The sequence below is a fragment of the Enterobacter sp. UPMP2061 genome (genome assembly GCF_053709615.1).
Genome location: NZ_JBSKJP010000002.1, coordinates 287,381 through 312,604, shown reverse-complemented (window position 1 = coordinate 312,604; position 25,224 = coordinate 287,381). Strand labels below are relative to the sequence as shown.

The following is a 25,224-nucleotide window of genomic DNA, read 5'->3' as shown; positions in this document are numbered from 1 at the left end:
CAAGCATACGCTCAGCTTGCCTGAACGCCACCGAACAAAAACCCGCAACCTTGCTTTTTAATTTTTTTCGCTCACCAGGAAGCTATTGAACTGCGGCGAACTCCAGGTTTTAAATCCGTCAGCCTCTTTGGTGATCATATAGACGGCCAGCCCTTCCTGACGCACCACCTCTTTGGCCTTCTCCGTGCCGAGCACCATCAATCCGGTATCCCAGGCATCCGCTTCCAGCGCGGTTGGGGCTATCACCGTCACGGACACCAGGTTGTGGGTAATCGGGCGTCCGGTTTGCGGATCAATCACGTGCGAGATACGTTTGCCATCCAGCTCGTAATAGTTGCGGTAGCTTCCGGAGGTGCTGATACCATGCCCGTTGATGTCGACAATCGCCTGCACCGCGTTCTGCTGATCGGTTGGTTTTTGGATGGCCACTCGCCACGGCCTGCCGCTGGCGTTCATGCCCCGGCTGACGAGCGCGCCCCCGACGGAAACCAGATAACGCGGAATGCCTTCCTGCGCCATCAGGGCCGCGAGATGATCCGCAGCATACCCCTCGCCTACCGTGGAGAGATCGACAAACAGGTCGGGAATATCTTTTTGCAGGTATTGCTGACCGTACTGGGAGATCACCGCCAGATGCTGTAACCCCGTACGGGCGCGGGCGTCGTCGATGGCGGCTTGATCGGGTGTAGTCACCGGCTGCTTGTTGGGGCCAAATCCCCACAGGTTCACCAGCGGCCCCACGGTCACATCCATTGCGCCGTTGGTTTTGTAGCCCACGCGCATGGATTCCGTGACGATATCGGCCATCGCTTCGCTCACCGGCCACAGCGAGGTGCTGCTGGAGCGATTGAAACGCATCAGCGCTGAGTCATTTTTATAGGTAGAGAGTAGCTGATCGTCGGCATCCAGCTGCGCCTGAATTTTACCGCGTAATTCTTCAGCGCGGGATTTATCAATATCCATCACGCTGACGCGCCAGAAGGTCCCCATGGTTTTCCCTTCCAGCACCGTCGCGGCGGGTGCGTCGATTTTTGCGGGCTGTGTGGAAGAGTCACACGCGGTCAGGAGTAAAAAAGTCGCCAGAACGCTGGCGCGTAAAAAAGTCATATCCATTGGTTATTATCCTCATGCCAGGGCGGCAAGAGTACACTAAAACAGCGTATTTGTAAGACCCTAAAAAAGCATGAAAAAAGGGGCCTGATGGCCCCTTTGTCGCTGTATGAGCAATTAGAACTGGTAAACCAGACCCAGCGCGACGATATCGTCAGTACCGATACCTGCTGCGCGAGTGAAGTCGTTCTCATCAACCAGGTTGATTTTGTAATCAACGTAGGTGGACATGTTTTTGTTGAAGTAGTAAGTCGCGCCAACATCAACATATTTCAGCAGATCCTGGTCGCCGTAGCCGTTTTCCAGGTCCTTACCTTTAGATTGCAGGTACGCCACGGATGGACGCAGGCCGAAGTCGAACTGATACTGCGCAACCACTTCGAAGTTCTGCGCTTTGTTAGCCCAGCCCAGGTCGCCCGCACGGGTCGCGTTGTAAGTCTGAGTATACTGTGCAGCCAGGTAGATGTTGTTCGCGTCGTATTTCAGACCACCGGTGTAGGTCTCAGCACGATCGCCGTTACCGTAGGCCATGGCGTTCTGGTCATCAGTACGTTTAGAGCTGGTGACCGCCGTACCGAGTGCGAAGCCTTCGCCCAGATCGTAGGTCAGAGAGCCACCGTAGCCATCACCGTTCTGACGCAGCGCGTCACGACCGTTGTTGGTCTGGCCTTCGCCGCTTGCGCTGCCGTTTTTACCCTGGTACTGCAACGCGAAGTTCAGACCATCAACCAGACCGAAGAAGTCCTGGTTACGGTAGGTCGCGAAGCCGTTACCACGCTGCTGCATGAAGTTGTCAGAACCGTAGGTATCGCCGCCGAATTCCGGCAGAACGTCGGTCCATGAAGTCACATCGTAAACAACGCCGTAGTTACGACCGTAGTCGAATGAACCCGCATCCGCGAATTTCAGACCTGCGAACGCCACACGCGTCCATGAGTTGTTTTCGTTCTCACCAGAGTTACCCTGGATCTGGTATTCCCACTGGCCGTAACCGGTCAGCTGGTCGTTAACCTGAGTTTCGCCTTTGAAGCCCAGACGCATGTAGGTCTGGTCGCCGTCTGCACTGTCGTCATCAGAGAAATAGTGCAGACCATCCACTTTACCGTACAGATCTAATTTGTTGCCGTCTTTGTTATAAATTTCAGCCGCATTTGCTGCGCCTGCCACCAGCAGAGCTGGTACCAGGAGGGACAGTACTTTAACTTTCATTTTATTAACCCTCTGTTATATGCCTTATTATTTACCACTGCTTACTGGTCAACCCTCTTAACCAGTCGGCAAGTTCATTCTCCTCAAAAATGCAGAATAATCCAACAGGAATATGATACGAAAACTTTGAAGATGTTTCACTTTACCATCAACATGTTTCAATTTGTAAATTTGAAGGAACTTTTACAGAGCATAAATAGTTTAAAAATATAGCACGGATAATCAAAACAAAAATATATTCTATTTAATACAAGTGTTTATCTTAAAAAACAGTACAGCACTGAATGACAAAAAAATTCCCTTCAACACCACTAAAATAACTCTCGCTATCATCATTAACTTTATTTATTACCGTCATTCAGTTCTGAATGTCTGTTTATCCCTAATTGAACCGGATGCTTCGCATTCGGTTTTTTTTTACCTTTCTTTACGTCAGCCTACATTTTATGTGCTACCCCTCAGAAATGATAACGACTATTAACTAAATCCAGCATCCGGCTTTCGCTGAATTCTTTTTTATGCTATTGAAATTAATTTCTTGTTTATTCGTGCTATTTTCCTGCCGGTGCGATCGCGTATTTATACATTTCACGGGGTTTTGTACACCTTTCATCCGGGGACGTTGAAGCCGGTTACCCGGATAAAAAGTCAAGGTCATACCGTTAACGACGCTGGAAATTCAGTTATTACCCTTTATACTGCCCTATCCCATTACCGCGCGGCCATTACGGGTTAAACACATCGATGAGTCAGACTGAAACTACCGCCCCGAGCAAATTCTCCCTTCTACCGGGCAGCATCACCCGTTTCTTTCTTCTGTTGATCGTTGTGCTGTTAGTCACAATGGGGGTGATGGTTCAGAGCGCCGTTAATACCTGGCTTAAAGATAAAAGCTATCAAATCGTCGATATCACCCATGCGGTGCACAAGCGCATTGATACGTGGCGCTATGCGACCTGGCAAATCTACGACAATATCGCTGCCGCGCCTGCCACCTCGTCAGGCGAAGGGTTGCAGGAAACGCGCCTTAAGCAGGATGTGTATTACCTTGAAAAACCGCAGCGCAAGACGGAAGCCCTGATTTTCGGCTCGCACGACAGCGCAACGCTTGAGATGACGCAGCGGATCTCCTCCTATCTGGACACCCTGTGGGGCGCCGAGACCGTACCGTGGTCAATGTATTACCTGAACGGTCAGGACAACAGCATGATCCTGATCTCGACCCTGCCGCTTAAGGATCTCTCCTCCGGCTTTAAAGAGACCACCGTTGGCAGTATTGTTGATTCCCGTCGGGCAGAAATGCTGCAACAGGCCAACGCGCTGGACGAGCGAGAAAGTTTCTCGTCACTACGCCGTCTTGCCTGGCAGAATGGCCACTACTTTACGCTGCGAACCACCTTTAACCAGCCGGGCCATCTGGCGACCGTGGTTGCCTTCGACCTGCCGATTAACGATCTCATCCCACCGGATATGCCGCTGGACAGTTTCCGTCTGGAGCCAGACAACAGCACCCAAAATATGCGCACGCCGTCGGATAAAGAAGGCGCGGACAGCGTAGCGATCTCCTTTAATGGCTCAAAGATTGAGATTGCCTCATCGCTCAACTCAACCGGTATGCGTCTGGTGTGGCAGGTGCCTTTTGGCACCCTGATGCTTGATACTCTGCAAAACATTCTGCTGCCGCTGTTGCTGAATATTGGCCTGCTGGCGCTGGCGCTGTTTGGCTACAGCACCTTCCGTTTCCAGTCGGGCCGCCAGAGCGACTCGACGTCGGTATCAGCCGGGACCAGCAACGAGTTGCGCATTCTTCGTGCCCTGAATGAAGAGATTATTTCCGTGCTACCGCTTGGGGTGCTCGTTCACGACCAGGAGGCTAACCGCACGGTAATGAGCAATAAAATTGCCGATCACCTTCTGCCGCATCTTAACCTGCAAAATATTACGGCCATGGCGGACCAGCACCAGGGCGTTATTCAGGCCACCGTTAATAATGAACTGTATGAGATCCGTCAGTTCCGCAGTCAGGTCGCCTCGCGCACGCAAATCTTCATCATTCGCGATCAGGATCGCGAAGTGCTGGTGAATAAAAAGCTCAAGCAGGCGCAAAGGCTGTACGAGAAAAACCAACATGGCCGCGCGGCGTTTATGCAAAATATTGGCGATGCCTTTAAACAACCGTTGAAGTCACTCGCCACGCAGATTGCTGATCTGAGCACGCCGGAAAGCCGACAGCTCAGCAGCCAGGCCGACTCCCTGGTTCGTCTGGTGGACGAAATCCAGCTTGCGAACATGCTGGAGAATGACATCTGGAAGGGCACCCCTACGCTCTTCTCCATTCAGGACCTGATTGATGAGGTGGTGCCGGAAGTCCTGCCGGTGATCAAGCGCAAGGGACTCCAGCTGCTGATCAACAACCATTTACCGGCCAACGACGAACGTCACGGCGATCGCGATGCCCTGCGTCGCATCCTGATGATGTTGATACAGTATGCCGTCACCACGACGCAGATCGGCAAGATCACCCTTGAAGTCAGCACCGATGAGTCCACCGACGATCGTCTGACGTTCCGCATTCTGGATACGGGCGAAGGCGTCACAGTGAGCGAAATTGATAACCTGCACTTCCCGTTCCTGAACGATACCCAGCGCGACCACTACGGCAAGGCGAATGCCCTCACCTTCTGGCTCTGCGATCAGCTGGCGCGTAAGCTGGGCGGTCATCTGAACATCAAGGCGCGCGAATCCCTCGGCACCCGCTACTCTTTACACGTGAAAATGGCGGCGAATCCCCAGGAAGAGGATGAAGAGCGTCTGCTGGACGATGTGGTGGTGATGGTGGATGTGACCTCCAGTGAGATCCGTAATATCGTCGTTCGTCAGCTGGAAAACTGGGGGGCGTCCTGCATTACCCCGGACGAAAGGCTCGCGAGTCAAGAATTTGATCTATTTTTAACTGATAATCCGTCTAATCTTACTGCCTCAGGCTTGCTTTTAAGCGATGATGAGCCAGGCGTGCGGAAAATCGGCCCTGGGCAGCTGCGCGTCAACTTTAATATGAGCAATGCAATGCAGGAAGCTGTATTACAACTGATTGAAGAGAATCTGGCGCAGGAAGAGATCCTGGAGTCACCGTTAGGCGGCGATGAAAATGCCGAACTCCATGCCAGCGGATATTATTCGCTCTTCGTTGATACAGTACCAGATGATGTTAAGCGGTTGTATACTGAGTCCGCTGCGCAGGATTTTGCAGCGCTGGCACAGACAGCACACCGGCTTAAAGGGGTGTTTGCCATGCTTAATCTGGTTCCCGGCAAGCAGTTATGTGAAACGCTGGAACATCTAATTCGTGAGAAAGATGCCTCTGGCATTGAAAAATACATCAGCGACATTGACGCTTACGTCAAGAGCTTGCTGTAGCAAGGTAGCCTTATACATGAACAATATGAACGTAATTATTGCCGATGACCATCCGATTGTACTGTTCGGTATTCGCAAATCACTTGAACAGATCGAGTGGGTGAATGTAGTCGGTGAATTTGAAGATTCCACAGCCCTCATTAACAATCTGCCTAAACTTGATGCGCACGTGCTCATTACCGATCTCTCCATGCCTGGAGATAAGTACGGTGATGGGATCACGCTCATCAAATACATTAAACGCCACTTCCCGGACATTTCGATCATTGTTCTGACCATGAACAATAACCCGGCGATCCTGAGCGCCGTTCTGGATCTCGATATTGAAGGGATTGTGCTGAAACAAGGCGCACCTACCGATCTGCCAAAAGCGCTGGCGGCGCTACAGAAAGGGAAGAAATTCACTCCTGAGAGCGTCTCACGCCTGCTTGAAAAAATCAGCGCGGGTGGCTATGGCGACAAGCGTCTCTCACCTAAAGAGAGTGAAGTTCTGCGTCTGTTCGCTGAAGGTTTCCTGGTCACTGAAATCGCCAAGAAGCTGAACCGCAGTATTAAAACCATCAGTAGCCAGAAAAAATCCGCGATGATGAAGCTGGGTGTGGATAACGATATCGCCCTGCTGAACTATCTCTCTTCCGTGACGCTGAGCGCAACGGACAAAGATTGATCTTCGCTGTCTACGCCGGGTGGCGCTCGCGCTTACCCGGCCTACAGACCCCGTAGGCCCGCGCAAGCGCCGCGCCGCCGGGTACATAAAAAAGGCCCTTTCGGGCCTTTTTTATTGTCTCGCTTTTCGTACCCGCTCCGCATACACGGACAGTGTCTGCTTCAGTACATCCAGCGTGACCGGCTTCGACAGGCAGCTGTCCATTCCCGACTCCAGACAGCGCTGCTTCTCCTCCGCCAGCGCGTTGGCTGTCACCCCTACCACCGGCAGCGTCAGCCCCAGCTGTCGGATACGCTGCGTCAGACGGTAGCCGTCCATGTTAGGCATGTTCACATCGCTGAGCACAATATCAATATGGTTCTTACTTAAGACATTCAGGGCATCCACGCCATCATTGGCCGTTTTACACTGATAGCCCAGAGAGCCAAGCTGATCTGCGAGCAGACGACGGTTAATCGGATGATCGTCGACGACCAGAATCATCATATCGTCGTTCACCGACGCCAGCTCATCAGGGGAAGCAAGCACGGTGGCGCCGTCGCTGTCCTCAAGCTGCACGCTGTAAATACGCGCCAGCAAGCCCAGCAGCTCGTGCGGTGTCGCCACGCTGTGCACCCATACCCCAGGCGAACGCTCAAGCGGAATACCGATATGACGGCGGCAGAACATCACTACGCCCCGCCCCGCCCACGCCTGCTCCGGCTCAACGTCGGTGATCAGCATGTCATCCGCGTCCGGCGTCTGGCCTTCGTAGCGTGAAACCCGCACGCCGCTGCTGGTCAGCATCGAGGTCAGGAAATCATGTAAGGAGGCGTTGTGCACCGCCAGCCAGCAGTGCTTATCGCTCAGCCCGTCGACGGTGGTTTTCGCCGGATAGTGCGCCGAATAGAGCGGAATACGAATGGTGAACTGGCTGCCCATGCCTGGCTCTGTATCGACGGAGATATCTCCATCCATCATACTGATAAGCTTCTCGCAAATCGCCAGACCTAGCCCGGTCCCCTGGAAATTACGCTGGACGCCGGTTCCCACCTGGAAGAACGGATCGAACAGGCGAACGACCTCTTTCGCCGGAATGCCAACACCCGTGTCGCGCACGCGAATGGTCAGGTACTCCCCTGCCCGACAGACGTGCAGCACAATACAGCCGATATCGGTGAATTTGATGGCGTTGCTCAGCAGGTTTGAGATGACCTGTTGCAGACGCATCGGATCGCCATGCAGCGTCAGCGGCACATCCGGCTCGATAAAGCAGTACAGCCCAAGCTGTTTACGCACCACCAGCGGCAGGTAGTTAGCGCAGATATGGTTCATCACTTCGCGCGGGGAGAACTCGCGCGGCTCTATTTTCAACTGCTCGGATTCAATTTTAGAGAAATCGAGAATATCGCTGATGATTTTCAGCAGCAGGCTGGACGAGTTGTTCATGGCCGTCACCAGCCGGTCGACCCCTTTCGGCAGCTCTTTGGTCTGGAGCAGATCGAGGTTACCGATAATGCCGTACAGCGGCGTTCGCAGCTCATGGCTGACGGTCGCGAGGAACATCGATTTCGACTGACTGGCCTGCTCCGCCGCCTGCGCCATATCCTGCAATGACTCTTCCATTTTCACGCGCGCAGAGACGTCCACCAGCACGCAAATGGCCACGTTTTCATTGCGGTAGCGAGAATGGACGAAGCTGATTTGCAGGTTGGTGTGGGTGCTGGTCAGCACATCCACAAAGTTAACCTGCTGACCGCAGATGATCTGCGTTAACCGCTGGCGGTCTTCATGCGTGAGCATGTTCAGGTAGTTATGGGCAAGCTCATTACTGAGGATATTTGTCCCGTCCTGAGTACGCAGGATGCAGATCCCCACCGGCGCCGAGGCGACAATTTTACGGTTAAACTGCTCATGCTCTTCCAGACGCTGAGCATCCGCTTCTGCCGGAATAAAGATCCGCCGCTCATACATTCTCGCCAGCATAAACAGCGCGACGCCTACCGCGATGTTCAGCAAAATGGCATTAAGGATCAGGATGCGAATGCGCTCCAGGACCTTGTCCACCGGCAGCGAGTAGACAATGCTCAGCGACGATGGCGGTAAACTTTTCTTCAGCACCAGCTCGCGGAACCCGGAAGTATAGCCAAACCATGACCGCTCCTGCATCCAGCTGGGTTCCACCTTCAGGCGGTTTTCAGGCCCGGTAAGGGAGATGAGCGGATGGCCGTTTTCATCCAGAATGGTCACGCCCATCGGCAGACTGCCCGGCGTGAAGAAGTTTTCCATGCGGATGGTTTGTTCAATCCCCAGCAATGCTTGCAGGCGGTTTCCGAGGTAAACCGGAGTCAGGGCATAGAAATAGCCGACGCCCATGCGCGGCCCCTGGCTTATCCAGAAGATGTTGTTCCCGCGCTCTTCCTGAGGCGCATTGCGGTATTTCACTATACGCTCATGCAGACTTTTCAGCGCGTCTTCGCGTTCGACGGGCATATCCCGCAGGCCGAAATCCGCCATGCAGAGATTTTCGTTGCCAATCAGGTAGACACGGTTCAGATCGTAGGCGGCCGAGAAATTATCGCGCCAGTAGCGCATAAACCATGACAGGGACTCCAGTGAACCACGCCAGGCTTTGCTCATGGCGGAACAATCGGAGTCCGGGAAGAGCGGTTCGAAATCAGGTACTTCGGTTTTTTCATCCCGACCGCGGATAGCAAGAATGCCGTTCTCCGCCGTGAGTCGATTCTCAGCAATATACTTAAGCTCTTTCATCACGTCAGACGTGCGCTGGATATAGCGCTGAGCCTGATCCGAGCTTAAGTTAAACTCCTGGCGGATCTCCGCTTCCTTCTGGTGTAACGCGTTAACGATGTAAAACACCGAGAGCAGTGCCACCAGCAACCATAGCAGTAGCGCAAGCGCCCGAAACAGATAGCGAGAGACTTTTAACGTGGTACGAAAGGAGACGAGGTATTTCAAAGGGGCGAGGCTCCGCCGTCGGGGTCAAAAAGAATGTGGTTAAAGTAGCGGTAAACGCGGCTTGTCGCAACGTTCACTTGTCTGCTTGCGCAAAACAAAAGGGCCGGAAACCGGCCCTTTATGCGTCAGGAGACGTTACTCGTCAGCGTCATCCGCTACTTCATCATCGGTGTCCGCTTCCGGGGCGATTTCATCATCCCCTTCCGCAACGCTGCCGTCGATAGAGTCGAGCTCTTCGTCATCCACCGGCTCAGCAACGCGTTGCAGACCGACGACGTTTTCATCTTCCGCAGTGCGGATGAGGATAACGCCCTGGGTGTTACGACCCACCACGCTGATCTCAGACACGCGGGTACGCACCAGCGTACCGGCATCGGTGATCATCATGATCTGGTCCGCGTCGTCCACCTGCACCGCGCCAACAACGGAACCGTTGCGCTCGGTCACTTTGATGGAGATAACGCCCTGCGTGCCGCGAGACTTGGTCGGGTATTCGCTTTCCGCCGTACGTTTACCATAGCCGTTCTGGGTGACGGTCAGGATTGCGCCTTCGCCACGAGGAACGATCAGGGAAACCACGCTGTCTTCACCCGCCAGCTTGATACCACGCACGCCGGTCGCCGTACGACCCATTGCGCGCACGGCGTTCTCTTTAAAGCGCACCACTTTACCGGCGGCAGAGAACAGCATAACTTCATCAGAACCGGAGGTCAGATCCACGCCGATCAGCTCATCGCCTTCGTTCAGGTTCACCGCGATGATCCCGGCAGAACGTGGACGGCTGAACTCGGTCAGCGCGGTTTTCTTCACGGTACCGCTCGCGGTCGCCATAAAGACGTTCACGCCCTCTTCGTACTCGCGTACCGGCAGAATAGCGGTGATACGTTCGTTCGCTTCCAGCGGCAGCAGGTTGACGATAGGACGACCCCGCGCGCCACGGCTCGCTTCCGGCAGCTGATAGACTTTCATCCAGTACAGACGGCCCCGGCTGGAGAAGCAGAGGATCGTGTCGTGGGTGTTGGCCACCAGCAGACGGTCAATGAAGTCTTCTTCTTTAATACGCGCCGCAGATTTGCCTTTACCGCCACGACGCTGTGCTTCGTAGTCGGTCAACGGCTGATACTTCACGTAGCCCTGGTGAGACAGCGTCACTACCACGTCTTCGCGGTTGATCAGATCTTCAATGTTGATATCAGAGCTATTGGCTGTGATTTCGGTGCGACGCTCGTCGCCGAACTGATCGCGAACCAGCTCCAGCTCTTCACGGATCACTTCCATCAGGCGCTCTGCGCTACCCAGGATATGCAGCAGCTCGGCAATCTGCTCCAGCAGCTCTTTGTACTCGTCGAGCAGTTTTTCATGCTCAAGGCCGGTCAGTTTCTGCAAACGCAGATCCAGAATCGCCTGGGCCTGCTGTTCAGTCAGGTAGTACTGACCGTCACGCACGCCGAATTCCGGTTCCAGCCACTCAGGACGCGCAGCGTCATCACCGGCACGTTCCAGCATTGCCGCCACGTTGCCCAGATCCCATGGACGCGCAACCAGCGACGCCTTCGCTTCTGCCGGCGTCGGCGCACGGCGGATCAGCTCGATGATCGGGTCGATGTTCGCCAGCGCAACGGCCAGTGCTTCAAGGATATGGGCACGGTCGCGCGCTTTGCGCAGTTCGAAGATGGTACGACGGGTCACCACTTCACGGCGGTGACGCACGAACGCGCTCAGGATCTCTTTCAGGTTCATGATCTTCGGCTGGCCATGGTGCAGCGCAACCATGTTGATACCGAAGGAGACCTGAAGCTGAGTCTGGGAGTAAAGGTTGTTCAGCACAACTTCACCCACCGCGTCGCGCTTGATTTCAATCACGATGCGCATACCGTCTTTATCAGACTCGTCACGCAGCGCGCTGATGCCTTCAACGCGTTTTTCTTTTACCAGCTCGGCGATTTTTTCAATCAGTCGCGCTTTGTTCACCTGATACGGGATCTCGTGAACAATAATGGTTTCACGGCCGGTTTTAGCGTCCGCTTCCACTTCGGCGCGGGCACGGATGTAAATCTTGCCGCGACCGGTGCGGTACGCTTCTTCAATACCGCGACGGCCATTGATGATTGCCGCCGTCGGGAAGTCCGGGCCCGGGATGTGTTCCATCAGCCCTTCAATGCTGATGTCTTCATCGTCAATGTAGGCCAGGCAGCCGTTGATCACTTCCGTGATATTGTGCGGTGGAATGTTGGTTGCCATACCGACGGCGATACCGGACGAACCGTTCACCAGCAGGTTTGGGATCTTCGTTGGCATAACGTCAGGAATTTTTTCCGTGCCGTCGTAGTTATCAACGAAATCAACCGTCTCTTTTTCCAGGTCAGCCATCAGCTCATGGGCAATCTTCGCCAGACGGATTTCCGTATAACGCATTGCCGCGGCGGAGTCGCCGTCGATAGAACCAAAGTTACCCTGACCATCTACCAGCATGTAACGCAGCGAGAAGGGCTGCGCCATACGGACAATGGTGTCGTACACCGCGGAATCACCATGAGGATGGTATTTACCGATTACGTCACCAACGACACGGGCAGATTTTTTGTAGGCTTTATTCCAGTCATTGCCCAATACGTTCATGGCGTATAGTACGCGACGGTGTACCGGCTTCAGGCCATCGCGGACGTCCGGCAGCGCACGGCCAACAATGACCGACATCGCATAGTCCAGATAGGAGCTTTTCAGCTCTTCCTCGATGTTAACCGGTGTAATTTCTCTCGCAAGGTCGCTCATCTAACCGCTATCCCTCTACTGTATCCCGGATTCAAAGGTCGCAAATTATAACACAGCCGCGGTGATACAGGTAAACCTATACGCTTTATTCACAGGGATTGCCTGATATACTCATTTGTCTTGCTAAATAAGGAGTAAAAGCGCCCATGAATGCCGAAAAATCCCCGGTGGCTCACAACGTTGACCACGAAGAGATTGCCAAATTTGAAGCGGTGGCGTCCCGCTGGTGGGATCTCGAAGGTGAGTTCAAACCTCTGCATCGTATTAACCCGCTGCGTCTGGGCTATATCGCGGAGCGTTCCGGCGGTCTGTTCGGTAAGAAAGTGCTCGACGTCGGCTGCGGCGGCGGCATCCTGGCGGAAAGTATGGCGCGTGAAGGGGCCACCGTCACCGGTCTGGACATGGGCTTCGAACCTCTACAGGTTGCGCGTCTTCATGCGCTGGAGTCCGGCGTACAGGTAGAATATGTCCAGGAAACCGTGGAAGAGCACGCGGCAAAACATGCGCACCAGTATGACGTGGTGACCTGCATGGAGATGCTGGAGCACGTTCCCGATCCGCAGTCGGTGGTCAGCGCCTGTGCAAAACTGGTGAAACCGGGTGGACAGGTCTTCTTCTCGACCATCAACCGCAACGGCAAAGCCTGGCTGATGGCCGTGGTAGGCGCGGAATACGTGCTGCGCATGGTGCCGAAAGGGACGCACGACGTGAAGAAGTTCATCAAGCCTGCAGAACTGCTGGGCTGGGTTGACCAGACATGGCTTAAGGAGCAGCACATGACGGGCCTGCACTACAATCCGCTGACGGATAAATTCAAACTTGCTCCAGGTGTGGATGTTAACTATATGTTGCACACAACCGCCAAAAACGACTAACGTCATCCGTTATTCTTATAATGATTGCGCGACATCATGTTGCGCAATTCTGACCTCCCGTTGAAGAAATCAGCACTCGATCAAATTTTGAATTTTTTTTCTTAATTATTGACATCTCTTCCAGGCCTTACGGCACGAGGACTTAGCCTTTTTTACCCTTTCACAACCTCAATTTAACGTCAAAATCAACCCTTGTGCTGAAAAGATTCGATACTAGAATACTCACCATATAGCGTTCTTCTTATCGCAAAACCCCTATATGTAGTATTTATCCACAGAGTTAGTCACAAGACGGTTCTGTGGATAAGCGGGGGATATTTTTTTATTTCACGGACAGGTAAAAACCCACATGAATCAGAGTCTGCTGGTGACAAAGCGCGACGGTACCACCGAGCGTATCAATCTGGACAAAATCCATCGAGTTCTCGACTGGGCAGCAGAAGGACTGAACAACGTATCTATCTCCCAGGTTGAACTGCGTTCTCACATTCAGTTCTACGACGGCATCAAAACGTCTGATATCCACGAAACCATTATCAAAGCCGCGGCAGATCTGATCTCCCGCGACGCACCGGATTATCAGTACCTCGCTGCGCGTCTGGCGATTTTCCACCTGCGTAAAAAAGCCTACGGCCAGTTCGAGCCGCCGAAGCTTTACGATCACGTAGTTAAAATGGTCGAGCTGGGCAAATACGACACGCATCTGCTGGAAGACTATACGGAAGAAGAGTTCGAGCAGATGAACGGGTTTATCGATCACTGGCGCGACATGAACTTCTCCTACGCGGCGGTGAAGCAGCTCGAAGGCAAATACCTGGTTCAGAACCGTGTGACGGGCGAAATCTACGAGAGCGCCCAGTTCCTCTATATTCTGGTGGCCGCCTGCCTGTTCTCTAATTACCCGCGTGAAACCCGTCTGGACTACGTGAAGCGTTTCTACGATGCGGTCTCTACGTTCAAGATTTCTCTGCCTACGCCAATCATGTCTGGCGTGCGTACCCCTACCCGTCAGTTCAGCTCCTGCGTACTGATCGAGTGTGGTGACAGCCTGGATTCCATCAACGCGACCTCCAGCGCCATCGTGAAATACGTCTCCCAGCGTGCCGGTATCGGCATCAACGCCGGCCGTATCCGTGCGCTGGGCAGCCCGATCCGCGGCGGTGAAGCGTTCCACACCGGCTGTATTCCGTTCTACAAGCACTTCCAGACGGCAGTAAAATCCTGCTCTCAGGGCGGCGTGCGTGGTGGTGCAGCGACCCTGTTCTACCCGATGTGGCACCTGGAAGTGGAAAGTCTGCTGGTTCTGAAGAACAACCGCGGCGTGGAAGGCAACCGCGTGCGCCACATGGACTACGGCGTGCAGATCAACAAGCTGATGTACACCCGTCTGCTGAAAGGGGAAGACATCACCCTGTTCAGCCCGTCCGACGTCCCGGGTCTGTACGACGCCTTCTTCGCCGATCAGGACGAGTTCGAGCGTCTGTACACCAAATATGAAAAAGACGACAGCATCCGCAAGCAGCGCGTGAAAGCGGTCGATCTGTTCTCCCTGATGATGCAGGAACGTGCTTCTACCGGCCGTATCTACATCCAGAACGTTGACCACTGCAACACCCACAGCCCGTTTGACCCGGTGGTTGCGCCAGTGCGCCAGTCCAACCTGTGCCTGGAGATCGCCCTGCCGACTAAACCGCTGGAAGACGTGAACGACGAAAACGGTGAAATCGCGCTCTGTACGCTGTCCGCGTTCAACCTGGGTGCGATTAAGAGCCTGGACGAGCTGGAAGAGCTGGCGGTGCTGGCGGTTCGTGCGCTCGACGCCCTGCTGGATTACCAGGATTACCCAATCCCGGCGGCAAAACGCGGCGCAATGGGCCGTCGCACTTTAGGTATCGGCGTGATCAACTTCGCCTACTGGCTGGCGAAAAACGGCAAGCGTTACTCCGACGGCAGCGCCAACAATCTGACGCACCAGACGTTCGAAGCGATCCAGTACTACCTGATGAAAGCCTCTAACGAGCTGGCGAAAGAGCAAGGCGCGTGCCCGTGGTTCAACGAAACCACCTACGCGAAAGGCATTCTGCCGATCGACACCTACAAAAAAGACCTGGATGCGATCGTCAGCGAGCCGCTGCACCTCGACTGGGAAGGCCTGCGCGAGTCCATTAAGACTCACGGCCTGCGTAACTCCACGCTCTCTGCCCTGATGCCGTCCGAGACCTCTTCGCAGATCTCCAACGCCACCAACGGTATTGAGCCACCGCGCGGCCACGTCAGCATCAAAGCGTCGAAAGACGGCGTGCTGCGTCAGGTGGTGCCGGATTACGAAACGCTGGGTGACAACTACGAGCTGCTGTGGGAAATGCCAAACAACGACGGCTATCTGCAACTGGTGGGTATCATGCAGAAGTTTATCGACCAGTCGATCTCTGCCAATACCAACTACGACCCAACGCGCTTCCCGTCTGGCAAGGTTCCGATGCAGCAACTGCTGAAAGACCTGCTCACCGCCTATAAATTTGGCGTGAAAACGCTGTACTATCACAACACCCGTGATGGTGCGGAAGACGCCCAGGACGACCTGGTGCCGTCAATTCAGGACGATGGCTGCGAAAGCGGCGCATGTAAGATCTAAGCACTTCGCCGGGTGGCGCTACGCTTACCCGGCCTACGGTTTTGTAGGCCCGGCAAACGCAGTGCCGCCGGGCAATAAAATCTCAACAGGACTCACCGCAATGGCATATACCACCTTTTCACAGACGAAAAACGACCAGCTCAAAGAGCCGATGTTCTTCGGCCAGCCGGTCAACGTGGCACGCTACGATCAGCAAAAATATGACATCTTCGAAAAGCTGATTGAAAAGCAACTCTCCTTCTTCTGGCGTCCGGAAGAAGTTGACGTTTCCCGCGACCGTATCGATTTCCAGGCGCTGCCGGAACACGAAAAGCACATCTTCCTCAGCAACCTGAAGTACCAGACGCTGCTGGACTCCATTCAGGGCCGTAGTCCGAACGTGGCGCTGCTGCCGCTGATCTCGATTCCTGAGCTGGAAACCTGGGTGGAAACCTGGGCGTTCTCCGAGACGATCCACTCCCGCTCTTACACCCACATCATCCGCAACATCGTGAACGATCCGGCGGTGGTGTTTGACGATATCGTCACCAACGAGCAGATCCAGAAGCGCGCGGAAGGCATTGCGCACTACTACGATGAGCTGATCGAGATGACCAGCTACTGGCATCTGCTGGGCGAAGGCACGCATAACGTGAACGGCAAAACCATTACCGTAAACCTGCGGGCCCTGAAAAAGCAGCTGTACCTGTGCCTGATGAGCGTTAACGCGCTGGAAGCGATCCGCTTCTACGTGAGCTTCGCCTGCTCCTTCGCCTTTGCCGAGCGCAAGCTGATGGAAGGCAACGCCAAAATCATCCGCCTGATCGCCCGTGACGAAGCCCTGCATCTGACCGGGACTCAGCACATGCTGAACCTGCTGCGCAGCGGCGCGGACGACCCGGAAATGGCTGCGATTGCCGAAGAGTGCAAGCAGGAATGCTACGATCTGTTCGTGCTGGCCGCCCAGCAGGAGAAAGAGTGGGCAGACTACCTGTTCCGCGACGGCTCCATGATTGGCCTGAACAAAGACATTCTGTGCCAGTACGTGGAGTACATCACTAACATCCGCATGCAGGCTGTGGGTCTCGATCTGCCATTCCAGACGCGCTCTAACCCGATTCCGTGGATCAACACCTGGCTGGTGTCCGATAACGTGCAGGTTGCGCCGCAGGAAGTGGAAGTGAGTTCTTATCTGGTCGGTCAGATTGATTCTGAAGTCAACACCGACGACCTGAGCGATTTCCAGCTCTGATGAGCCGCGTAACGCTGAGCCTTTCTGGTACAGAGGTGTTGTGCCAGGAAGAGCACCCTTCTCTGCTGGTGGCGCTTGAAGCGCATCAGGTAGAAGTAGAGTACCAGTGTCGTGAAGGCTACTGCGGCTCCTGCCGCTGCCGTCTGGTCGCAGGCCAGGTAGACTGGCTGACCGAACCGCTGGCCTTTATCAGTGAAGGGGAGATTTTGCCCTGCTGCTGCCGGGCAAAAGGCGATATTGAGATCGAGATGTAATTATGTCGGGTGGCGCTTCGCTGACCCGACCTACAAAACCGCAGTTCGTAGGCCGGGTAAGGCGCAGCCGCCACCCGGCAATTTCAGCGTTTATCCTTCAAAAAGCTCACCGCTTTATCCGGGAAATCCGTAAACACCCCGTCCACATCCGCCTGGTTATACAGTACGTCGTAAAGCTGATTCACGTCCGTCGCATACTCCGGCAGCTGGTCTGCGCGTACGGTATACGGATGCACCTGCATCTTGCTCGCATGCGCCTCTTTCACCATCGCCGTCAGCTTCACGTGACCCGGCGTTGAGCCTTCCGCCACCAGCATGTGGTAATCCGGCCCGATGCCGTCGGCGTACTGCGCAATCTGCTTCATCGCGCCCGGCTTAAACATCCAGTCGTAGGTGTAGTTCACCCACTTCCCGTCCGGCTGTTTTTCCTGGGTTTCATTCCAGTCGGTATACGCAATCAGCTGCACCAGATTGAGATCCATCCCCATTTTCGGCTCCAGCTCGGTTTTGATGCGCTTCAGTTCCGCGGCGTCGAAACATTGCAGGAAAACCTTATCCTGCTTGCTGGTGTAGCCGTACTTTTTCAGTACCTCCAGCGTCTTCGCGGCAATGTCCTTCCCTTCCTGATGGTGGAACCACGGCGCTTTGATTTCCGGGTAGATACCGATATTTTTTCCTGTCGAGTGGTTCAGCCCCTGAACAAACTCGATCTCCTCTTCGAAGGTGTGAATACGGAAGTCAGACTTGCCCATCGGGAAACGTCCCGGATAGACCTGTACCTTCTTACCGTTTTCAATCTCGAAGCCCTCGGTAAACTTCAGCGAGCGGATCTCCGCCAGCGTGAAGTCGATGGCGTAGTAGCGACCATCTTTACGGGCGCGATCCGGGAAACGCTCCGCCACGTCCGTCACGCGGTCAAGATAGTGGTCATGCAGAACGACCAGCTGGTCGTCCTTCGTCATCACCAGATCCTGCTCCAGATAATCCGCGCCCTGGGCATAGGCCATCGCTTTTGCCGGCAGCGTATGCTCCGGCAGATAACCGCTGGCGCCACGGTGGGCGATCACGATCTTATCCGCCGCCAGCGCGGAGCCTGTCATCAGGCCCGCCAGCAGCAGGCCTGTCGCTAACTGAGTTAATTTCATCGCAATGCTCCTTATTGACGACGCGCCAGCACTTCGGCGTGGTGACGTTTTTCACCAATCATCACAACAACCAGCAGCAGAACAGCCAGCACGCTGCCGCCAATCATCACCATAAAGCCGCCGTCCCAGCCGAAGAAGTCGACGGTATAACCGACGATGGCACTTGCCGCCACTGAACCGCCGAGGTAGCCAAACAGACCGGTAAAGCCTGCCGCCGTGCCTGCCGCTTTCTTCGGCGCCAGCTCCAGCGCATGCAGGCCAATCAGCATAACCGGACCATAAATCAGGAAGCCGATGACGATCATACAGGCCATATCCACGCCCGGATTACCCGGCGGGTTAAGCCAGTAAACGACCGTCGCGATGGTGACCAGCGTCATAAAGAACACGCCCGTCGCCCCACGGTTGCCCTTAAACACTTTGTCCGACATCCAGCCGCAGATCAGCGTGCCGGGAATGCCCGCGTATTCATACAGGAAATAGGCCCAGGAGGATTTATCCAGCGCGAAGTGCTTCACCTCTTTCAGGTAGGTTGGCGACCAGTCGAGGATGCCGTAGCGCAGCAGGTAGACAAATACGTTCGCCACCGCGATGTACCACAGCAGCTTATTTGGCAGCACATACTTCATGAAGATCTGCTTTGCCGTCAGCTCTTCTTCGTGCTTCTCGCTGTAATCATCCGGGTAGTCGTTTTTGTACTCTTCGATCGGCGGCAGGCCGCAGGACTGCGGCGTGTCGCGCATCAGGGCAAAGGCGATGATCGCCACCAGAATGGCACCAAAGGCTGGCATATAGAGCGCGGCATGCCAGTCGTTGAACCAGGCCATCCCCAGCAGGAACAGCAGCGGCGGAAGCCCGCCGCCGACGTTATGCGCGCAGTTCCAGACCGATACAATGCCGCCACGCTCTTTCTGTGACCACCAGTGAACCATGGTGCGTCCGCATGGCGGCCACCCCATCCCCTGGAACCAGCCGCAGAGGAACAGCAGCACGAACATGATGGCAATGCTGGAGGTCGCCCACGGCACAAAGCCCATGAACAGCATCACCGCTGCCGCGAGGATCAGACCAGCGGGCAGGAACACGCGCGGATTCGAACGATCCGACACCGACCCCATAATGAACTTCGAAAAACCGTACGCGATGGAGATCCCCGACAGCGCAAATCCCAGATCGCCGCGAGAGAAGCCCTGTTCCACCAGGTACGGCATGGCGAGCGCAAAGTTTTTACGTACCAGATAGTACGCCGCATACCCGAAGAAGATCCCGAGGAAGATTTGCCAACGCAGACGGCGGTAGAGAGGATCAATCTCTGCCTCTGGCAGTCGCGCCCGATGTGGCGCAGGTTTAAAGATACTGAGCATAACAGCCTCCGTGGCCTTTCAAAAAATGACCGGGCATCTCGCGCCCGGCTACAGAGGCGGCGATGTTAAGAAATCACGGTGAATGTTACTGTGAATCAACGCACAGATTGTTACAGAAATATGACAGAATGCGCAAAAAAGCGCATGAAATCATGTTTCACTTTCGAATTTCGCGCGTTTATGTTCGAAATCAAACAAACCACACGATTAATGTGGCTAAATGCTAAAAAACGAACATAGAGGAAAGGCAATGACAATTCACGATCCACGCTTCAGCGATGTGATTATCATTGGCGGTGGCGCGACGGGTGCCGGCATCGCACGCGACTGCGCCCTGCGGGGATTGAGCGTCACGCTTCTGGAACGCCACGATATCGCCACCGGCGCGACGGGACGTAATCACGGTCTGTTGCACAGCGGCGCCCGCTATGCGGTCACTGACGCTGAGTCAGCACGCGAGTGTATCGCTGAAAACCAGATCCTCAGGCGCATCGCCCGCCACTGCGTTGAACCGACCAACGGTCTTTTTATCACCCTTCCAGAAGATGACCTCGGCTTTCAGCAAACCTTTATCACCGCCTGCACGGCGGCAGGCATTCAGGCCGAGGCGATCGATCCTGCGCAGGCGCGCCGTCTTGAACCCTCGGTAAACCCGGCGTTACTGGGCGCGGTAAAAGTACCGGACGGAACCGTTGATCCTTTCCGCCTGACCGCCGCCAATATGCTCGACGCGCGGGAACACGGCGCCCAGATCCTGACCGGGCATCACGTCACCGGGCTTATTCGTGAAGGTAATAGCGTGCGCGGGGTGCGCGTGTTTGATGTGCAGTACAACGAACACCGCGAGCTGTATGCCGCCGTCGTGGTCAACGCGGCGGGGATCTGGGGCCAGCGCATCGCGGAATACGCGGACCTGTCGGTGCGCATGTTCCCGGCGAAAGGCTCGCTGCTGATCCTCGACCACCGCATCAATAACCATGTCATCAACCGCTGCCGTAAACCGTCTGACGCCGATATCCTCGTGCCGGGGGACACCATTTCGTTAATCGGCACGACCTCAATGCATGTGGACTACAGCGAAATTGATTACAACCGCGTCACCGCTGAAGAGGTGGATATCCTGCTGCGCGAAGGGGAAAAGCTGGCCCCGGTGATGGCGCAGACGCGTATTCTGCGTGCCTACGCGGGCGTGCGTCCCCTTGTCGCCAGCGATAACGATCCGAGCGGGCGTAACGTCAGCCGCGGCATCGTGCTGCTCGATCACGCCGAACGTGACGGCATGGACGGGTTTATCACCATTACCGGCGGCAAGCTGATGACCTACCGGCTGATGGCCCAGTGGGCCACCGATGCCGTCTGCCGTAAGCTCGGCAACACCGCACCGTGCGTGACGGCGGAACAGGCTCTGCCCGGCTCGCAGCAATCGACAGAAAAAACGCTGCACAAAATCATTTCACTCCCTGCCCCGCTTCGCGGTTCAGCGATTTACCGCCACGGCGACCGCACCCCAACCTGGCTCGGTGAAGGGCGACTCAGCCGCAGCCTGGTGTGCGAATGCGAAGCCGTGACCGCAGGCGAGGTGCAGTATGCCGTGGAAAACCTGACGGTGAACAACCTGCTCGATTTACGCCGCCGCACGCGCGTCGGGATGGGCACCTGTCAGGGGGAGCTGTGCGCATGCCGTGCCGCCGGGCTGCTGCAACGTTTTCACGCCACCACGTCAACCCAGTCGCTTGCCCAGCTCAGCGATTTTTTAAACGAGCGCTGGAAAGGCATTCAGCCCGTCGCCTGGGGCGATGCCCTGCGCGAAAGCGAGTTTACCCGCTGGGTCTATCAGGGGCTTTGCGGTCTGGAGAAGGAGCACAACCATGAAATTTGATACCGTGATTGTGGGTGGGGGACTGGCGGGCCTGCTGTGCGGCCTCAAACTGACGCAGCGGGGTCTGCGCTGCGCCATTGTCACTCGCGGTCAGAGTGCCCTGCACTTCTCTTCCGGCTCGCTGGATTTACTGGGCGCGCTATCGTTCGCCGATCTGCCGCCTGAACATCCCTACCGCCTGACGGGCGCAGAGAATATGGCCCGCTTTGCCTGCGAAACCGAACACCTGCTCACCACCTGCGGCGCACGCATGCAGGGTGACGCCGAGCAAAATCATCAGCGCGTCACGCCGCTCGGCACCCTGCGCGCCGCCTGGCTTAGCCCGGAAGAGGTGCCTGTCGCCCCCATCGCTGCCGAGCGCGTGCGGGTGGTGGGGATCAGCGGCTTCCTCGATTTCCAGCCGCATCTGGCCGCCGCGTCTCTCAGACAGCAGGATGTTCAGGTGGATACGGCGGAGATTGATCTCCCCGAACTCGACGTGCTGCGCGAAAACCCCAGCGAGTTTCGTGCGGTGAACATTGCCCGCCTGCTGGATAATGAAAGTTACTGGCCGCAGCTGTACGCGGCGCTTCAACCGCTCGGCGAGACCTGCGACGCCCTGTTTATGCCCGCCTGTTTTGGCTTAACGGACAACCGGCTCTGGCGCTGGCTCTCGGCGCGCCTGCCCTGTACGCTCGGTTTACTGCCGACGCTCCCCCCTTCCGTGCCCGGCATTCGTCTGCACACCCAGCTTCAGCGTCAGTTTGTTGCCCAGGGTGGCGTCTGGATGGCAGGCGACGAGGTGAAAAAAATCACCCTGGCTGAGGGCGCGGTAAGCGAAATCTGGACCCGCAACCACGGCGACATCCCGCTTCGCGCACGCTTTACGGTGCTGGCAAGCGGCAGTTTCTTCAGCAACGGTCTGCTGAGCAGCCGGGATGGCGTGCGTGAGGCGATCCTCGGTCTGGACGTCCGGCAAAGCGCTTCCCGCGCGGACTGGTATCAAAGCGATTTCTTCACCCCGCAGCCCTGGCAGCAGTTCGGCGTGATCGTCGACAGCCAACTGCGCCCGCGGCTGGGCGGGGAACCGGTTGAAAATCTTTACGCCATCGGCTCGGTTCTGGGCGGGTACGATCCCGTGGCGCAGGGCTGCGGTGGCGGCGTCTGCGCCGTCACTGCGCTGCATGTCGCGGAGCAGATTATCCAGCGCAGGGAGGGAGCACAATGAACGACACCCAATTTGAAAGCTGTATCAAATGCACGGTCTGCACCACGGTTTGCCCGGTCAGCGGCGTCGATCCGCGCTATCCCGGCCCGAAACAGGCCGGTCCCGACGGGGAGCGTCTGCGCCTGAAGGATGGCGCGCTCTACGACGAGGCGCTGAAATACTGCATCAACTGCAAACGCTGCGAAGTTGCCTGCCCGTCGGACGTGAAAATAGGCGATATCATCCAGCGCGCCCGCGCCCGCTACAGTACGCAAAAACCGACGCTGCGTGACGCGATACTGAGCCACACCGATCTGATGGGTAGCCTCTCGACGCCTTTCGCGCCGGTCGTCAATGCCGCCACCGCCCTGAAGCCGGTGCGCAGGCTGCTGGATGCGACGCTCAAAATCGACCATCACCGCAGTCTGCCGAAATATTCTCACGGCACCTTCCGCCGCTGGTTTAAATCCGTGGCGGCAGAACAGGCGCAGTTCTCTGAGCAGGTCGCCTTCTTCCACGGCTGCTACGTGAACTACAACCATCCGCAGCTGGGAAAAGACCTGCTGAAAGTGCTAAACGCCATGGGAACGGGCGTTCAGCTGCTGAGCAAAGAAAAGTGCTGCGGCGTTCCGCTGATTGCCAACGGTTTCATCGACAAAGCGCGCAAGCAGGCGAGCAGCAACGTCACCTTTTTACGCGAGGCGATCGTCGACAAAGGCATACCGGTACTGGCGACGTCGTCAACCTGTACCTTCACGCTGCGCGATGAATATCCGCATCTGCTGGATGTAGATAACACCGGCCTGCGCGAGCACATTGAGCTGGCGACCCGTTTTCTCTGGCGCAAACTGGACAGCGGGCAGACGTTACCGCTGGGCAAATTGCCGCTGAAGGTGGTGTATCACACGCCATGTCATATGGAGAAGATGGGCTGGTCGATCTATACGCTTGAGCTGCTGCGGCTGATACCGGGGCTGGAGCTGACGGTGCTGGACTCACGCTGCTGCGGCATCGCAGGCACGTACGGCTTCAAGCGTGAAAACTACCCAACGTCACAGGCCATTGGCGCGCCGCTGTTCCGGCAGATTGAAGAGAGCGGCGCAGATATCGTGGTGACGGACTGCGAAACCTGCAAGTGGCAGATCGAGATGTCCACCAGCAAACGCTGTGAACATCCCATTACCTTGCTGGCAAAAGCGCTGGCGTAACCGTTGCCGGGGACACGGCCCCGGCACACTCTCACTCCACGAACAGCGATTCGACGACGTTGATCCAGCCGTGCTCGCTGGCGACCTCTTTCCCGTTCAGCCAGCGGCGCAGCATGTTCAGCGCCATCATCGCGCACACCTCCTGACGCACGGCCAGGCTGTGGCGGGTAATGCTCATCCTGACCCGCAGGGCGTGCGTCCCTTCCGGCGTTGCCAGGGCGAAGTTGAGGTGCTCCTCATCCAGCCCGCCCACAAACAGCGCCAGCCCGGCGAAATGCTTCACTCTGCGCTCGGACGCCCAGCGCGCGGTCTGCGCCAGCGTCTCCTGCTGGAACGGCACCACTTCACTGGCCAGCAGCGGCGCACCCGCCCGGGTAAGCTGAAGCGCCAGAAGCCCACCGGTAAACTGCTCGCTTAACGTCACGCTCAGCTGGCGGGACTGCAAATGCCCTGCGATCTGCGCCGGCAGCCCTTCCGTTCCTTCGAAAATCAGGCTTTCCCCGGCGACGCGCTGCACTTCCGGCCACAGCGCCAGCATGGCGGCTTTCTCTGACGCCGGTCCGGTCAGCTTCAGTTCAATAATCGGCATGGAGGAGCGATAGCCCATCGACACGCCGGGAGGCAGTTGCAGGTGATCGAGGCTCTGGGCCAGATCGCTTTCCGAGCGACCAAAGGTGGTCAGACGCAGGCACAGCGGCGGTTCAGGCAGCGTAAAGCGCGCGCGCAGGCGCGGCAGGATCTGCTGCTCGACCATCACTTTAAATTCCGACGGCACGCCCGGGGTGAAGAACATCAGGCAGCGGTTCAGCTGAACGGCAAACCCGCAGGCGGTGCCGACCGGGTTATCAATCAGTTCCGCGCTGGCGGGAATTTCAGCCTGCTTGCGGTTGCTGGGGGCCATCACGCGGCCACGCCCGGAGAAAAAGCGCTCCATCTGTGCCAGCCACGCCTCGTGCAGAACCAGGCCTTCGCCTTTGGCCGTGGCGGCGGCCAGCGCGCTGAGATCGTCGCTGGTGGGTCCCAGCCCGCCGTTCACAATCAGCACGTCGCAGCGTTCGCTGCGCTCGCGAAGAACGTTGACCAGCGACTCAAGATTGTCACCTACGGTGTTGCGGCGCGTTAACGGTAATCCTTGCTCAAAGAAGAGATCGGCGAGCCAGGCGGCATTGGTATCAATGATTTGCCCATGCAGCACTTCGTCGCCAGTGGATAACATTTCCACATTTATCATTGTGTTCTCCCATTTCAATGGTCAAAACACTATAGCGCAATCGAAGACCGGGGGAAGAGAGAAACTGGCGCGACTGAACGCCG

The 25,224-nt window shown here is 56.1% G+C and carries 16 protein-coding genes; 9 read left to right on the top strand and 7 right to left on the bottom strand.

Features of this window, described 5'->3' with window-relative positions:
• Window positions 1-57: 57 nt before the first annotated feature.
• The gene (gene apbE / locus ACWKXX_RS07010; protein ID WP_015572290.1) at window positions 58-1,113 is read right to left on the bottom strand and encodes an FAD:protein FMN transferase ApbE; all 1,056 of its coding nucleotides are present in this window, start codon (window positions 1,111-1,113) and stop codon (window positions 58-60) included.
• A gap of 114 nt (window positions 1,114-1,227) precedes the next feature.
• The gene (locus tag ACWKXX_RS07005) at window positions 1,228-2,319 is read right to left on the bottom strand and encodes a porin OmpC (protein WP_064489650.1); all 1,092 of its coding nucleotides are present in this window, start codon (window positions 2,317-2,319) and stop codon (window positions 1,228-1,230) included.
• Between the two features lie 744 nt (window positions 2,320-3,063).
• Between ACWKXX_RS07005 and rcsD the strand changes: the two genes are divergently transcribed.
• On the top strand, window positions 3,064-5,736 hold the full coding sequence (gene rcsD / locus ACWKXX_RS07000) for a phosphotransferase RcsD (RefSeq protein ID WP_017383411.1): 2,673 nt from the start codon (window positions 3,064-3,066) through the stop codon (window positions 5,734-5,736).
• 16 nt (window positions 5,737-5,752) lie between these two features.
• Window positions 5,753-6,403, top strand: a complete 651-nt coding sequence (rcsB, locus tag ACWKXX_RS06995; RefSeq protein ID WP_003859405.1) for a response regulator transcription factor RcsB — start codon at window positions 5,753-5,755, stop codon at window positions 6,401-6,403.
• A 111-nt stretch (window positions 6,404-6,514) separates the two neighbouring features.
• On the opposite strand, the gene rcsC is transcribed toward rcsB, so the two are convergent.
• Both rcsC and gyrA read right to left on the bottom strand, forming a co-directional pair.
• Entirely contained in the window at window positions 6,515-9,361 is a 2,847-nt protein-coding gene (gene rcsC, locus ACWKXX_RS06990; protein ID WP_017693023.1) for a two-component system sensor histidine kinase RcsC, read from the bottom strand.
• A 135-nt stretch (window positions 9,362-9,496) separates the two neighbouring features.
• Window positions 9,497-12,133 (bottom strand): DNA topoisomerase (ATP-hydrolyzing) subunit A, encoded by a 2,637-nt coding sequence (gene gyrA / locus ACWKXX_RS06985; RefSeq protein ID WP_017693022.1) that lies wholly within the window; start codon window positions 12,131-12,133, stop codon window positions 9,497-9,499.
• Window positions 12,134-12,279: 146 nt separating this feature from the next.
• On the opposite strand from gyrA, the gene ubiG reads away from it, so the two are divergent.
• The 4 genes from ubiG (at window position 12,280) to yfaE (ending at window position 17,128) form a co-directional block, all read left to right on the top strand.
• Window positions 12,280-13,008: a bifunctional 2-polyprenyl-6-hydroxyphenol methylase/3-demethylubiquinol 3-O-methyltransferase UbiG gene (gene ubiG / locus ACWKXX_RS06980; protein ID WP_006811346.1), complete on the top strand. Its 729-nt coding sequence runs from the start codon at window positions 12,280-12,282 to the stop codon at window positions 13,006-13,008.
• Window positions 13,009-13,357: 349 nt separating this feature from the next.
• Window positions 13,358-15,643, top strand: coding sequence for a class 1a ribonucleoside-diphosphate reductase subunit alpha (gene nrdA, locus ACWKXX_RS06975; protein WP_023295072.1), 2,286 nt, complete (start codon window positions 13,358-13,360; stop codon window positions 15,641-15,643).
• Between the two features lie 100 nt (window positions 15,644-15,743).
• Window positions 15,744-16,874: a class Ia ribonucleoside-diphosphate reductase subunit beta gene (gene nrdB, locus ACWKXX_RS06970; protein ID WP_026080618.1), complete on the top strand. Its 1,131-nt coding sequence runs from the start codon at window positions 15,744-15,746 to the stop codon at window positions 16,872-16,874.
• A complete protein-coding gene (yfaE, locus tag ACWKXX_RS06965; RefSeq protein ID WP_003859419.1) occupies window positions 16,874-17,128 on the top strand; it encodes a class I ribonucleotide reductase maintenance protein YfaE in 255 nt (84 codons plus the stop codon). The genes nrdB and yfaE overlap by 1 nt, the downstream gene beginning before the upstream one ends.
• Before the next feature lie 83 nt (window positions 17,129-17,211).
• On the opposite strand, the gene glpQ is transcribed toward yfaE, so the two are convergent.
• Window positions 17,212-18,273 (bottom strand): glycerophosphodiester phosphodiesterase, encoded by a 1,062-nt coding sequence (gene glpQ, locus ACWKXX_RS06960; protein ID WP_023304137.1) that lies wholly within the window; start codon window positions 18,271-18,273, stop codon window positions 17,212-17,214.
• A gap of 11 nt (window positions 18,274-18,284) precedes the next feature.
• Window positions 18,285-19,637 (bottom strand): glycerol-3-phosphate transporter, encoded by a 1,353-nt coding sequence (gene glpT, locus ACWKXX_RS06955; protein ID WP_003859423.1) that lies wholly within the window; start codon window positions 19,635-19,637, stop codon window positions 18,285-18,287.
• A gap of 250 nt (window positions 19,638-19,887) precedes the next feature.
• Here glpT and glpA point away from each other — a divergent pair, with 250 nt between their 5' ends.
• Genes glpA through glpC form a run of 3 tightly spaced genes read left to right on the top strand, consistent with a single transcriptional unit; the run spans window position 19,888 to window position 23,910 of the window.
• Window positions 19,888-21,516 (top strand): anaerobic glycerol-3-phosphate dehydrogenase subunit A, encoded by a 1,629-nt coding sequence (glpA, locus tag ACWKXX_RS06950; RefSeq protein WP_045347862.1) that lies wholly within the window; start codon window positions 19,888-19,890, stop codon window positions 21,514-21,516.
• Window positions 21,506-22,723 (top strand): glycerol-3-phosphate dehydrogenase subunit GlpB, encoded by a 1,218-nt coding sequence (gene glpB / locus ACWKXX_RS06945; RefSeq protein WP_045347863.1) that lies wholly within the window; start codon window positions 21,506-21,508, stop codon window positions 22,721-22,723. The genes glpA and glpB overlap by 11 nt, the downstream gene beginning before the upstream one ends.
• Entirely contained in the window at window positions 22,720-23,910 is a 1,191-nt protein-coding gene (gene glpC / locus ACWKXX_RS06940; RefSeq protein ID WP_023304139.1) for an anaerobic glycerol-3-phosphate dehydrogenase subunit GlpC, read from the top strand. The genes glpB and glpC overlap by 4 nt, the downstream gene beginning before the upstream one ends.
• Window positions 23,911-23,941: 31 nt before the next feature.
• Here glpC and ACWKXX_RS06935 read toward each other — a convergent pair whose 3' ends face one another.
• Complete coding sequence (locus ACWKXX_RS06935; protein ID WP_017383418.1) at window positions 23,942-25,141, bottom strand: nicotinamide mononucleotide deamidase-related protein YfaY; 1,200 nt, start codon at window positions 25,139-25,141, stop codon at window positions 23,942-23,944.
• Window positions 25,142-25,224: the final 83 nt, after the last annotated feature.

Bases quoted from the DNA above. Each gene is read 5' to 3' on its own strand.
- apbE (WP_015572290.1), bottom strand. From the start codon at position 1,113: ATGGATATGACTTTTTTACGCGCCAGCGTTCTGGCGACTTTTTTACTC.
- ACWKXX_RS07005 (WP_064489650.1), bottom strand. From the start codon at position 2,319: ATGAAAGTTAAAGTACTGTCCCTCCTGGTACCAGCTCTGCTGGTGGCA.
- rcsD (WP_017383411.1), top strand. From the start codon at position 3,064: ATGAGTCAGACTGAAACTACCGCCCCGAGCAAATTCTCCCTTCTACCG.
- rcsB (WP_003859405.1), top strand. From the start codon at position 5,753: ATGAACAATATGAACGTAATTATTGCCGATGACCATCCGATTGTACTG.
- gyrA (WP_017693022.1), bottom strand. From the start codon at position 12,133: ATGAGCGACCTTGCGAGAGAAATTACACCGGTTAACATCGAGGAAGAG.
- ubiG (WP_006811346.1), top strand. From the start codon at position 12,280: ATGAATGCCGAAAAATCCCCGGTGGCTCACAACGTTGACCACGAAGAG.
- nrdA (WP_023295072.1), top strand. From the start codon at position 13,358: ATGAATCAGAGTCTGCTGGTGACAAAGCGCGACGGTACCACCGAGCGT.
- nrdB (WP_026080618.1), top strand. From the start codon at position 15,744: ATGGCATATACCACCTTTTCACAGACGAAAAACGACCAGCTCAAAGAG.
- yfaE (WP_003859419.1), top strand. From the start codon at position 16,874: ATGAGCCGCGTAACGCTGAGCCTTTCTGGTACAGAGGTGTTGTGCCAG.
- glpQ (WP_023304137.1), bottom strand. From the start codon at position 18,273: ATGAAATTAACTCAGTTAGCGACAGGCCTGCTGCTGGCGGGCCTGATG.
- glpT (WP_003859423.1), bottom strand. From the start codon at position 19,637: ATGCTCAGTATCTTTAAACCTGCGCCACATCGGGCGCGACTGCCAGAG.
- glpA (WP_045347862.1), top strand. From the start codon at position 19,888: ATGACAATTCACGATCCACGCTTCAGCGATGTGATTATCATTGGCGGT.
- glpB (WP_045347863.1), top strand. From the start codon at position 21,506: ATGAAATTTGATACCGTGATTGTGGGTGGGGGACTGGCGGGCCTGCTG.
- glpC (WP_023304139.1), top strand. From the start codon at position 22,720: ATGAACGACACCCAATTTGAAAGCTGTATCAAATGCACGGTCTGCACC.
- ACWKXX_RS06935 (WP_017383418.1), bottom strand. From the start codon at position 25,141: ATGATAAATGTGGAAATGTTATCCACTGGCGACGAAGTGCTGCATGGG.